The sequence below is a fragment of the Mycobacterium sp. NS-7484 genome, from assembly GCF_001953975.1.
Classification (GTDB): Bacteria; Actinomycetota; Actinomycetes; order Mycobacteriales; family Mycobacteriaceae; genus Mycobacterium.
In genome coordinates this window covers 1-12,471 of sequence record NZ_MBEJ01000081.1, presented here as the reverse complement: position 1 = coordinate 12,471, position 12,471 = coordinate 1, and the positions used below count along the sequence as shown (strand labels likewise).

Below are 12,471 nucleotides of genomic sequence, written 5' to 3'. Positions count from 1 at the left end.
GGGCCCAGAACTCAGTCACGCCAAGCGGATTGCAGGATCGCCTCAAGTGCGGCCAACCGTGCCGAGCGGACCACCAGCGCCAGTGGTCGCATGGCGTCGCCGGCAATCTGGAGCTCGGAGGAGCTTTGCAGGCCGATCGGCATCAGCCCGGCGCTCACGGTGATGATCGCGTCCACGTGGGCAGCAGTCTCCAGCACCCGCACCGCGCGGGTGGGAGCGTGGTCGGGGATCCTGTGCATCTGGGTGGCTTCCATGATGTCGCGCACCAGGCCGCGCGGATCGTCGACATCGGCCGCGGCGCCGGCTTGCAACGCGCCCAGGGTGTCGGCAGCCGAGCGTACTGCCGAGCGCAATTCGTACTCGGCCTCGCCCAAATCGTAGTGCTGCGCCGGCGGGAGTACTGGAAGGGAGTACACCGTCCACGACAGTGCCCGCGGCTCGGGCTCGAAGGTGGATTCGGTTTCCGGGTCATCGAATTCGAAGTACTCGAACTCCGGCACCAGGCCGACGCCGTCCAATTCGTCGTGGGTGACCAGTACTGCTTCGCCGACGGTGAGGGCGTCCCGCTGGAATTGGGTGCCTGCGGGCAGTCCGCGTACGTCACCGGGGACGGGCAAGGCCACCCTGATGGAGGGTCTGGTACCGGATCGGCCGACCGCGGTGCGCAGGGTCTGCAGCAACGACACCGAACCCGAGTCCTCCAATTCGGGCCAGGGCAGGCCGGTGCGGACCGCCGCCTGCGAGTCGTAGGCGGTCACAGAATGTATTGGTGCCCATTGGGATAACGCGTCGAGCACGTCGTCGGGCGCGGCCGCGCCGGCGAGCCAGGCGTTGACCCACATCGAGAGCGTTGCACTTGGACACCACATGATGTTGGCAGTGTAATTGCCGGTCGCCGGTGAGGCGGTATTCGCTAGGGTGGGTCCATGGCGGCACCGCTGATCTGGCTCATCGTGGCGCTGGGACTTGCCGGAGCCGAGGCGCTGACCGGCGACATGTTCCTGCTCATGCTGGCCGGTGGTGCGCTGGCGGCAACCGGTTCGAGCTGGCTGTTCGACCTGCCGATCTGGGCCGACGGCGTGGTGTTCCTCGTGGTGTCGGTGCTGTTGCTGGTGCTGGTCCGGCCCGCGCTGCGACGGCGTTTCGAAGCGGGCCAGGGGCTTCCCGACCCGGTCAAGGCGCTGGAGGGCAAGTCCGCTCTGGTGCTGGACCGGGTGGCCGAGCACGGCGGCCAGGTCAAGCTCGACGGCGAGGTCTGGACGGCGCGACCGCTCAATGACGACGATGTGTACGAACCGGGTGACCATGTGACCGTCGTGCGAATCGACGGCGCCACCGCGGTGGTCTTCAAAACGACGTAGGACCCAGGGAGGGAATCGCCATGGAAGGTGCCGTAGCCGGGCTCATCGTGCTGCTCGTGCTGGTGGTCTTCGCGATCATCATCGTGGCCAAATCGGTTGCGCTCATTCCTCAGGCCGAGGCCGCGGTGATCGAACGGCTGGGCCGGTACAGCCGGACCGTCAGCGGTCAGCTGACCCTCCTCGTGCCGTTCATCGACCGCATCCGGGCGCGGGTGGATCTGCGCGAGCGGGTGGTGTCGTTCCCGCCGCAGGGAGTGATCACCGAGGACAACCTGACCCTGGCCATCGACACCGTCGTCTATTTCCGGGTCACCAACCCGCAGGCGGCGGTGTATGAGATCAGCAACTACATCGTCGGCGTGGAGCAGCTGACCACCACCACGCTGCGCAACGTGGTCGGCGGCATGACCCTCGAACAGACGTTGACTTCCCGCGATTCGATCAACCAGCAGCTGCGGGGTGTGCTCGACGAGGCGACCGGGCGGTGGGGCCTGCGGGTGGCCCGGGTGGAGTTGCGCAGCATCGACCCGCCCCCGTCGATCCAGGAGTCGATGGAAAAGCAGATGAAGGCGGACCGCGAGAAGCGGGCCATGATCCTGACCGCCGAAGGTGTGCGAGAGTCGTCGATCAAGCAGGCCGAGGGACAGAAGCAGTCGCAGATCCTGGCGGCCGAGGGTGCCAAGCAGGCAGCGATCCTGGCCGCCGAGGCCGACCGGCAGTCGCGGATGCTGCGGGCCCAGGGCGAACGGGCCGCACAGTACCTACAGGCTCAGGGCCAGGCCAAGGCCATCGAGAAGACGTTCGCCGCGATCAAGGCGGGCCGGCCGACCCCGGAGATGCTGGCGTATCAGTACCTGCAGACGCTGCCGCAGATGGCCAAGGGCGAGGCGAACAAGGTCTGGCTGGTGCCCAGCGACTTCGGTGCGGCGTTGCAGGGCTTCACCAAGTTGCTCGGGGCTCCCGGCGAGGACGGGGTGTTCCGGTACACGCCCTCGCCGGTCGAGGAGAATCTGCCCAAGCCCGAGGACGACACCGACGAGGTCGCCGAGTGGTTCTCCACGGACACCGATCCGGCGATCGCCGAAGCCGTGGCCAAGGCCGAGGCCGAGGCGCGGGCGAGCACACCGCCGCTGGGCGCCCCCTCATCACAGGCGTCGTTGGAGAACCCGCCGTCCCACGAGCTTCCCGGCGGTGCGCACCGCGCACAGTGAGGCCGTCAACGACGGCGCTGTAGCGCGATCTCCACCATCGGCAGCGGGGAATCGGTGTCGGTGATCGGTTGGCCGAGCGTCTGCTCGAGCACAAGCTTGAACTGATCCCAGGTCTTGGCATGGCGTCTGCGGTAATCGGCCAGGACGCGGTCGACGCCGTGTCGGTCGAGTGGATGGGCGATGGCCGCGACCGGTGGATGGCTGCCGAGCCACACCCGGACGTGGGGATCAGCGGCAATGTTGCGGTACCACTGGGCTTTTGTGCCGAAACCGGACGCCACGATGATGGTGTCGGGATTCGGCCGGTCCACGACTTCGAGCACCACATAGCGCCGTTGCCCGGAGGTGCGGCCGATGTGTTCGAGCATCATCACCCGCGATCCGAGCAGCGCCCCGGCGCGGATCCGGTAGAGCCAGATCGGGGCACGCACGAGGTGGCGGTTGCGGAGCAGTCGAGCACCGATGTCGGCCAGTGCGCTCATACCGCTCATTCGTTGGCTCCTCTCGTCACGGGCCGCGAAGGTCACGCCGACGCGGCAGCGGGCGCTCACGGTTCGCTGAGCGTGCCCGTAATGCCTACCGATTTCGGTGTGTCGGCCTGCAGACGCGCACGTTCGCGGCGGTGCAGGCGCATTTCGTAGACCAGGCCGGCCACCCCGAGCGCCGCGGTGCTCAGCGACACCAGGAACAGCGCCGGGCTGATGTTGCCGGTCAGGGCGTCGCCGAGGATGACGACGGCCGCCGTACCGGGAAACAGTCCGACGACGGTTGCCAGCGTGTAGGGCAGGACCCGCACGGCCGACGCGCCCGCCGCATAGTTGAGGACCGAGAACGGCACGGCCGGTATCAACCGCATGGACAGCACCACCGGCCAGCCACGTCGGCGCAGCCGGGTATCGAGTGAGTCGATCCGCGGATGCGACACCAGGCGATTGAGCTGCCAGCCGGCTGCGCGGATGAGGAACAATGCCAGCACCGCGCTGACCGAACTCGCCACCACCGCGATCGCCACACCCAGGACCGGCCCGAACAGCAGGCCGGCGGCCAAGGTGAACGCGGTACGGGGGAACGGAAAGACCGTCACCACGATGTGCGCGCCGAGGAATGCCAGCGGGAACCACGGTCCGACCGAGGTGGCCCAATCCCGCATCTGCATGGCGGTGGGCAGCGGGACGAGCACGGCGACTGCGACGAGAATCACAATGCCGGCCAACAGGCCGACGATGCGCCGTGGTGGCAACTGGGAAGCCGTCGCGATCACCGCGGCGCGCACGACGCGCAGGGTTCTGACGACGGGTTTCACGTCTTACCAGAGTACGGGCCGCGGCCACCGAACACCGTCCGGCAGCGCCGTGAGTCTGCTGCCCGGCGGTCAGGGCCGTGATGGCGATCATTTAGCCTGATGGCCAGTGGGTAGGTCACACGCTGCGATAACAGGAGATGCGGGTGTCATTACAGGGGACTAGTGCGGTCGAAGCGGACCGCCAGAAATGGCGGACGGCGGTCGCCGGCGTGCTGGACAAGAGCAGCCGGCGTGACGCGGCGGATCTGCCGGCCGAACCGGAACGCCTGCTGGATTCGCAGACGTACGAGGGCTTCCCGATTCGGCCGCTGTACACCAGCCTGGACGCCCGGCCCGAGACCGGGCTTCCCGGGCAGTGGCCCTTTGTGCGTGGCGGTGACGCCCTTCGCGACGTGAAGTCCGGCTGGAAGGTCGTCGAAAGTTTCCCGGCCGTTGCCGGTTCGGCCGTGGGCACCGTCAACGGCGCGGTGCTGGTGGCCCTGACCGAGGGAGCCAGCGCGCTGGCGGTGCGAGTCGGTGGCGAGGACGGTATCGACCTGGCCGAGCTGGACCGTCTGCTCGACGGTGTGTTCCTCGATCTGGTGCCGGTCATCTTCGAAGGCGTTGCCGACCTGGCCGCCACCGCCGACGCGGTGCTGCCCCTGCTGGCGAACCTTGACGACGATCAGCGTTCGCGCCTGTCGATCGACCTGGGCGTCGACCCGCTGACCGCGCCGCTTTCGGGCCGGCCGGCCACCACTGAGTCGGATCTGGGTGCCACGGTCGGCAAGCTCGTCGGGCACGGCGGCGGGGTACGGGCGATCACCGTCGACGGTCCGGCCTTCCACAATCTCGGCGCCAGCGCCGCCTGGGAGCTCGCAGGATCGGTCGCCGCAGCCGTCGCCTACCTCCGCATCTTCAGCGATCACGGGGTCGCCACACCGGATGCGTTGCGCCAGATCAGCTTCCGCTACGCCGCCGATGACGACCAGTTCATGACGATCGCCAAACTGCGGGTGGCACGCCAGTTGTGGGCCCGCGTCGCCGAAGTGGTCGGCGCCCCGGACGCGGGAGCCGCCCGGATTCATGCCGTCACCTCGCTGCCGATGATGACCCAGCGCGATCCGTGGGTGAACATGCTGCGCACGACGCTGGCCGCCTTCTCCGCGGGTGTCGGGGGAGCGGACACCGTCCAGGTGCACCCGTTCGACGCGGCGATCCCCGGCGGACTTCCAGGTACCTCCACGAGTTTCGCGCGGCGCATCGCCCGCAATACGCAGCTGCTGCTGCTCGAGGAGTCACACATCGGACAGGTGCTCGACCCGTCCGGCGGATCGTGGTTCGTCGAGGACCTGACCGCTGCGCTCGCCGAACAGGCCTGGGCGCATTTCCAGGACATCGAGGCACGCGGCGGTTTCGTCGCCGCCCGCGACTACATCGCGACTCAGATTGCCGAGGTCGCCGCACGACGGAGCGACGACATCGCGCACCGTCGCACCGCGATCACCGGGGTCAACGAATTCCCCAACCTCGACGAAAAGCCGCTCCCGCAGGCCGATTCGGCATCGTCGATCGCTCGGTACGCCGCCGGATTCGAGGCGCTGCGGGACCGCTCGGATGCCTTCCTGGCGTCCAACGGATCCCGGCCCAAGGTTCTGCTGCTGCCGCTGGGACCGCTGGCCGAGCACAACATCCGCACCACCTTCGCCGCGAACCTGTTGGCTTCCGGCGGCATCGAGGCGGTCAATCCCGGACCCCTGGATGCGGCCACGATCGCCGCGGCGGTCGCCGATGCCGGCGCGCCCACGGTGGCGGTGCTGTGCGGTGCCGACACCCGCTACGGGGCCGAGGCCTCCGATGCGGTGGCCGCCGCCCGCGCGGCCGGTGTCCGGCAGGTGCTGCTGGCCGGCCCGGAAAAGGCTGTGGCCGAAGCCGATTCGAAACCCGACGGATATCTGACCGCCAAGATCGACGCGGTCGAAGCACTGTCGAACCTGCTCACCGGACTGGGGGCCTGACATGACTGCCACAACAGGATCAGAGATCCGTAGTTTCGCCGACGTACCGCTCAAGGGTGACGCGCAGGCGCAGCCGGCCACCCCGGACGCCGTCGAGCAGCACGTCGCCGCAGCAGCCGCCGCGCACGGGTACGCCCCGGAACAACTGACGTGGGCCACGCCCGAGGGCATCGACGTCAAGCCGGTGTACATCGCCGCCGACCGGGACGCGGCGGCCGAGGCGGGGTATCCGCTCGACACCTTCCCCGGCGCGCCGCCGTTCGTACGCGGGCCCTACCCGACCATGTACGTCAACCAGCCGTGGACCATCCGGCAGTACGCCGGATTCTCCACCGCGGCCGAGTCCAACGCGTTCTACCGGCGCAACCTGGCCGCCGGCCAGAAGGGCCTTTCGGTGGCTTTCGATCTGGCCACCCACCGTGGCTACGACTCAGACCATCCGCGCGTACAGGGTGACGTCGGAATGGCCGGTGTGGCCATCGATTCCATTCTCGACATGCGCCAGCTGTTCGACGGGATCGACCTGTCGACGGTCAGTGTGTCGATGACGATGAACGGCGCGGTGCTGCCGATCCTGGCGCTCTACGTCGTCGCGGCCGAGGAGCAGGGGGTGCCGCCGGAGAAGCTGGCCGGGACCATCCAGAACGACATCCTCAAAGAGTTCATGGTCCGCAACACCTACATCTACCCGCCCAAGCCGTCGATGCGGATCATCTCGGACATCTTCGCCTACACCAGCGCCAAGATGCCGAAGTTCAATTCGATCTCGATCTCGGGCTACCACATCCAAGAGGCCGGTGCCACAGCGGATCTGGAGCTGGCTTACACGCTGGCCGACGGTGTCGAGTACATCAAGGCCGGCCTCGACGCCGGGCTGGACATCGACAAGTTCGCGCCGCGATTGAGCTTCTTCTGGGGCATCGGCATGAACTTCTTCATGGAGGTGGCCAAGCTGCGGGCCGGGCGCCTGCTGTGGAGCGAGCTGGTGGCCCAGTTCGACCCCAAGAGCGAGAAGTCGCTGTCGTTGCGCACGCACTCGCAGACCTCGGGCTGGTCGCTGACCGCGCAGGACGTGTTCAACAACGTCGCGCGCACGTGCATCGAGGCCATGGCCGCCACCCAGGGCCACACGCAGTCGCTGCATACCAACGCGCTCGACGAGGCGCTGGCGCTGCCCACCGATTTCTCCGCGCGCATTGCCCGCAACACCCAGCTGCTGCTGCAGCAGGAGTCCGGTACCACCCGGCCGATCGACCCGTGGGGCGGTTCGTACTACGTCGAGTGGCTCACGCATCAGTTGGCCGACAAGGCGCGGGCTCACATCCACGAGGTCAACGAGCACGGCGGCATGGCCCAGGCCATCAGCGACGGCATCCCCAAGCTGCGCATCGAAGAGGCCGCTGCTCGCACCCAGGCTCGGATCGACTCCGGCGCCCAGCCGCTGATCGGGGTCAACAAGTACCAGGTGGAAGAGGACCAGGAGATCGAGGTCCTCAAGGTCGAGAACAGTCGCGTGCGGGCCGAGCAGCTGGCCAAGTTGCAGCAGCTGCGGGCCGACCGTGACGAGTCGGCGACGCAGGCCGCACTGGCCGAGTTGAGCCGCGCCGCCGAGGCGACCGGGGCCGTGGGCGAGGACGGGCTGGGCAACAACCTGCTGGCGCTGGCCATCAACGCCGCCCGGGCCAAGGCCACCCTCGGTGAGATCTCCGACGCCCTGGAGAAGGTATACGGACGCCATCAGGCCGAGATCCGTACGATTTCGGGCGTCTACCGCGATGAGATTGGAGCCGGGAACATCACTCCGCTTTCCAAGGCGACCGAGCTCGTGGGCAAGTTCGCCGAGGCCGACGGCCGCCGGCCGCGCATCCTGGTGGCCAAGATGGGCCAGGACGGGCACGACCGCGGGCAGAAGGTGATCGCCACCGCGTTCGCCGACATCGGTTTCGACGTCGATGTGGGCTCGCTGTTCTCCACGCCGGAGGAGGTGGCCCGGCAGGCCGCCGACAACGACGTGCATGTGGTGGGGGTGTCGTCCCTGGCCGCCGGACATCTCACGCTGGTGCCCGCGCTGCGGGACGCGCTGGCCGAGGTGGGCCGGCCCGACATCATGATCGTCGTCGGTGGCGTGATCCCGCCCGGAGACTTCGACGAGCTGTATGAGGCGGGGGCCAACGCGATCTTCCCGCCGGGCACCGTGATCGCCGATGCCGCGGTCGGCTTGTTGCAGAAGTTGGCCCAGCGGCTCGGTTACCAGCTGAGCTAGCCGTGGCGCTCTCAGTTACCGAGCTCGCGGCCGCGATCCGGGGCGGTGACCGCGCTGCCCTGGCCCGGGCCATCACCATGGTCGAGTCCACCCGGGCCGACCATCGTGACCAGGCTCAGCAGTTGCTGCTGGAACTGATGCCCGACGCCGGCAAAGCCCAACACATCGGTATCACCGGCGTGCCGGGGGTCGGTAAGTCGACGACGATCGAAGCGCTCGGCATGTTCCTGATCGAGGCCGGTCACCGGGTGGCGGTGCTGGCCGTGGACCCCTCGTCGACCCGCACCGGCGGTTCGATCCTGGGTGACAAGACCCGGATGGCCCGCCTGGCAGTGCATCCCGACGCCTACATCCGGCCGTCACCGACCTCTGGAACGCTTGGTGGGGTGGCCAAGGCCACCCGCGAGACCATCGTGTTGCTGGAGGCAGCGGGTTACGACGTCATCCTGGTCGAGACGGTCGGGGTGGGCCAGTCTGAGGTGACGGTGTCGCACATGGTGGACACCTTCGTCTTTCTCACCCTTGCGCGTACCGGCGATCAGTTGCAGGGCATCAAGAAGGGTGTGCTCGAGCTGGCCGACGTCATCGTCGTGAACAAGGCGGACGGAGAGCACGCGATCGAGGCCAAGCAGGCCGCACGTGAGCTGACCGGCGCCATCCGGCTGATCTATCCGCGTGAAACACTCTGGCGGCCACCGGTTCTCACGATGAGCGCGATCGAGGGGCACGGGCTGGCCGAGCTCTGGGAGACGGTGAACAAGCACCGCGAGGTGCTCACCGAGGCGGGCGAGTTCGAGGCTCGCCGCCGTGCTCAGCAGGTGGACTGGACCTGGTCGATGGTGCGCGACGCGGTGCTGGATCGGGTGCTGTCGCATCCAGGGGTACGCGGTATCCGCGCCGAGGTGGAACGCCGGGTGCGTGAGGGCGAACTCACCCCGGCACTGGCGGCCCAGGAGATTCTCGACGCGGCCGAGGCGAAACGATGAGGGATGCGGTGCTGGCGGCCAAGCACCGCACGTGACCTGCCGCCGCGATGCTTGGCTAACAGGTAGGTAACACTTGAATAATTTGCTGTGACTCCAGGTAAATTCGACTGTGTGACCGATCACAATCCGGCGTGCGACGCGGCGCTCCCACACGGCGTCCAAGGTGCTGCGGACCGAAACTTTTCCTGCACGGTGCGCGGCTTCTCGAAACTGTTCCCGGGCCGCAAGTACGGGGGCGGCGCGCTGGCGATCTACCTGGATGGCGTGCCACTCGTCGACGTCTGGACCGGGTACTCCGATCGTGCAGGCACCCAACATTGGACTGCCGACACCGGCGCGATGGTGTTCTCGGCGACCAAGGGGATGGCCTCGACGGTCATCCATCGCCTCGTCGACCGCGGCCTGATCGAGTACGACAGCCCGGTGTGCGCGTACTGGCCTGAGTTCGGGGTCAACGGTAAATCCGAGGTCACGGTTCGGCAGGTGATGGCGCATGAAGCCGGACTATCGCAGCTGAACGGTGTGAGCAAAGCTGATCTGCTGGACCATCGTGCGATGGAGGCCCGGGTGGCCGCCGCTTCCGTGAATTCGCTGCTGTTCGGGAAGTCCGCCTATCACGCGCTGACCTACGGCTGGCTGCTGTCGGGCCTGGCCCGCGCCGTGACCGGGCAGGGCATGCGTGAACTTTTCCGCATCGAGTTGGCCGAACCGCTGGGAACCGACGGCTTGCATCTGGGACGTCCGCCCGCTGATGCCCCCACCCGGGCAGCCCAGATCCTGGGGCCGCAAGGGAAATGGCCCAACCACCTCTTCGACTTCGTGGCACCGCGGGTCGCGGCCTTGAAATTCTCCGGCGTATTCGGATCGATGTACTTCCCCGGGGTGATGTCGCTGGTCCAGGGTGAAACCCCGTTCCTGGATTCGGAAGCACCTGCTGTCAACGGCGTCGCCACCGCACGTGGGCTGGGCAGAATGTACGGCGCGATCGCCAACCGCGGCCGGCTGCTCGGCACGGAATACCTGTCGGAGCGCACCGTCGCAGGTCTGACCGGTCCGCCCGGGTTACGGCCGGACCGGAACCTGGGCGTCCCACTCGGCTTCTACCTCGGTTACCACTCCGTGCCCTTCGGGGTGATGCCGGGGTTCGGCCACGTCGGGCTGGGCGGATCGGTGGGCTGGGCGGACCCGTCCAGCGGATTGGCGATCGGCTTCGTCCACAACCGGCTGTTGACGCCGATGGTTCTGGACATGGCCACCTTCGTCGGGCTCAACGCCCTGATCCGCAAGGACGTCGCTCGAGCCCGGCAACGCGGGTTCGAGGCGGTGCCGGAACTCGGTGCTGCGCCATACGAGGTGTCCAAGCCCGTCGCCGGGTGACTCCATTTCGCCCTGAGCCGACCTGACGTGCGACGTCAGGTCGGCTTTTTGTTGTCCCGGCAGCCCCGGTGGCGGAACGGCTGTGTACCTGCAAGTGTCAGTGACATGCGTCACATCGCGTCCCGGCCGCGGGAAAACCTTCCCGTCTGTGGAGCGGATGCGTGTCGTTAACCGGGGCGCCTTTGCTTCGGGGTGGGGCCTGTGCGGGCACTCACGGCAGATGGTCAACGTGAGCTGGATCTCGAACTGACACCCGTCGTTGTCTAACTCGGTTTCGTGCCCCACGGCAGAGTTGCGACTGCCGGGCAGGGGTTCATGATCGACGCTGGTCACTTACGTTGCATTGTCAACGTCAACCATTAGCTGATGCGGTCGCCTGGGTACGTGTTCGTACCGGTTGGAGCGGCCAATCGGAGCGGAACATAAATTCGGTTCTAAAGACGAATACGCGTTTGCGTGCCATTGGCTGGCTAACTGCTTCGTATACCTTGCTGAATTAGCCGCACCGTCCGAGATGGTCATCGTTTTCAAGCTATGGACAACCTGTGAAATTGCGTCCAGTGAAGTGGCGCTACCGCTTTTCTGGTTAGCGGTATGCACTCGATTAGTTCGGTCACGCCTTGGGTTGTAGTCCGAAAGATGTTGTTACACAACATAACTATGCAGCCATGGCGGCCTGAGGCGGTTTTGGTCTGTTGCTTGCCGTGACATTGGCAGCCTCTGCCAAATTTCCGAAAACGCGCGACACAGCGAACGCGAGCAGTTTTTGGGAACGGTTGTTTCCAACATGAAGGATGGTTCACGCGTTACGCTACGGCGCGCCATTGGCAACGACCCGAGTCGGATGCGGGGGATTCGGTTACGGCCCGCCGATGGTGACGTAGGGCCCATTCTTTTCCGCAGTCCTAGTACGTTGATCGAACTTTGCTCGTCGATGACATCGAGAGAGGTTGAGCCGCTTGGCCGAGACGCCCGTCACCCCGATTGCCGTGATCGGCATGGCATGCCGGCTCCCCGGCGGGATCGACTCACCGGACGGGTTCTGGCAGGCCCTTCTGCGCCGCGACGACCTGGTCACGAAGGTTCCGTCCGATCGCTGGGACGCCGACGAGTACTACGACCCGGAGCCTGGCGTACCAGGGCGATCGGTGTCCAAGTGGGGTGGATTCCTCGACGATGTGGCCGGCTTCGACGCAGATTTCTTCGGCTACGGCGAGCGCGAGGCCCCGTCCATCGACCCTCAGCACCGACTGCTTCTCGAAACGTCGTGGGAAGCTCTCGAACACGCGGGGTTGGCCCCGGCCGACATCGCGGAGTCGCTGACCGGCGTGTTCCTCGGAATGACCCACAACGACTATCAGATGGTCGCTGCCGAGGCGGATGCGCTCGACGGCGCATATGGCTTCGCCGGAACCAATTTCAGCCTGGCGTCAGGCCGGGTCGCCTACGCACTCGGCGCACACGGACCTGCGCTGACGGTTGATTCGGCCTGCTCGTCGGGCCTGCTCGCCATTCACCTCGCGTGCCGCAGCCTGCACGAATCGGAAAGTGACCTGGCGCTGGCCGGCGGCGCTTCCCTCCTGCTGGATCCCAAGAAGATGGTGGCCGGCTCGGCCCAGGGCATGCTGTCGCCCACGGGGCGGTGCCGCGCGTTCGACGTCGGCGCCGACGGGTTCGTCTCAGGCGAAGGCGTGGCAATGGTGCTGTTGAAACGCCTGGCCGATGCCGAGCGCGACGGTGATCGGGTGCTCGCGGTGATCCGCGGGACCGCAGCCAACCAAGACGGTCACACGATCAACATCGCAACCCCGTCCGAGGCAGCGCAGAGCGCCGTCTATCGGGCGGCGCTGTCGGCCGGGGGGATCGATGCCGCCACGGTCGGGATCGAAGCGCACGGAACGGGCACGCCCCGCCCGGCCCAGACCCCCGAACGGAGCCAGGCCCGGGGGGTCGGGCTCAGCCGAGCCAGGGCG

10 protein-coding genes are annotated in these 12,471 nt (G+C 67.0%); 7 read left to right on the top strand and 3 right to left on the bottom strand.

The window, feature by feature from the left end; genetic code table 11:
- Positions 1-11 precede the first annotated feature (11 nt).
- Positions 12-869 (bottom strand): hypothetical protein, encoded by an 858-nt coding sequence (locus tag A5733_RS14380; protein ID WP_076240610.1) that lies wholly within the window; start codon positions 867-869, stop codon positions 12-14.
- Between the two features lie 57 nt (positions 870-926).
- Here A5733_RS14380 and A5733_RS14375 point away from each other — a divergent pair, with 57 nt between their 5' ends.
- On the top strand, positions 927-1,361 hold the full coding sequence (locus tag A5733_RS14375) for an NfeD family protein (RefSeq protein WP_067776461.1): 435 nt from the start codon (positions 927-929) through the stop codon (positions 1,359-1,361).
- A gap of 20 nt (positions 1,362-1,381) precedes the next feature.
- On the top strand, positions 1,382-2,572 hold the full coding sequence (locus tag A5733_RS14370; RefSeq protein ID WP_067776463.1) for an SPFH domain-containing protein: 1,191 nt from the start codon (positions 1,382-1,384) through the stop codon (positions 2,570-2,572).
- Between the two features lie 5 nt (positions 2,573-2,577).
- Here the strand turns inward: A5733_RS14370 and A5733_RS14365 are convergent, their stop codons facing one another.
- Positions 2,578-3,063 (bottom strand): nitroreductase family deazaflavin-dependent oxidoreductase, encoded by a 486-nt coding sequence (locus A5733_RS14365; RefSeq protein ID WP_369830940.1) that lies wholly within the window; start codon positions 3,061-3,063, stop codon positions 2,578-2,580.
- A 56-nt stretch (positions 3,064-3,119) separates the two neighbouring features.
- Positions 3,120-3,875 (bottom strand): TVP38/TMEM64 family protein, encoded by a 756-nt coding sequence (locus tag A5733_RS14360; RefSeq protein ID WP_067776467.1) that lies wholly within the window; start codon positions 3,873-3,875, stop codon positions 3,120-3,122.
- Between the two features lie 137 nt (positions 3,876-4,012).
- Between A5733_RS14360 and mutA the strand changes: the two genes are divergently transcribed.
- The 5 genes from mutA to A5733_RS14335 form a co-directional block, all read left to right on the top strand.
- The gene (mutA, locus tag A5733_RS14355) at positions 4,013-5,872 is read left to right on the top strand and encodes a methylmalonyl-CoA mutase small subunit (RefSeq protein WP_198938822.1); all 1,860 of its coding nucleotides are present in this window, start codon (positions 4,013-4,015) and stop codon (positions 5,870-5,872) included.
- A gap of 1 nt (position 5,873) precedes the next feature.
- Positions 5,874-8,135, top strand: a complete 2,262-nt coding sequence (scpA, locus tag A5733_RS14350; protein WP_076240608.1) for a methylmalonyl-CoA mutase — start codon at positions 5,874-5,876, stop codon at positions 8,133-8,135.
- A gap of 2 nt (positions 8,136-8,137) precedes the next feature.
- Positions 8,138-9,121: a methylmalonyl Co-A mutase-associated GTPase MeaB gene (gene meaB / locus A5733_RS14345; RefSeq protein ID WP_076240607.1), complete on the top strand. Its 984-nt coding sequence runs from the start codon at positions 8,138-8,140 to the stop codon at positions 9,119-9,121.
- A 111-nt stretch (positions 9,122-9,232) separates the two neighbouring features.
- Complete coding sequence (locus A5733_RS14340) at positions 9,233-10,498, top strand: serine hydrolase domain-containing protein (protein WP_076240606.1); 1,266 nt, start codon at positions 9,233-9,235, stop codon at positions 10,496-10,498.
- Positions 10,499-11,457: 959 nt separating this feature from the next.
- Positions 11,458-12,471 (top strand): polyketide synthase (locus A5733_RS14335; RefSeq protein ID WP_304528747.1); only part of this gene is annotated, 1,014 nt, incomplete at its 3' end.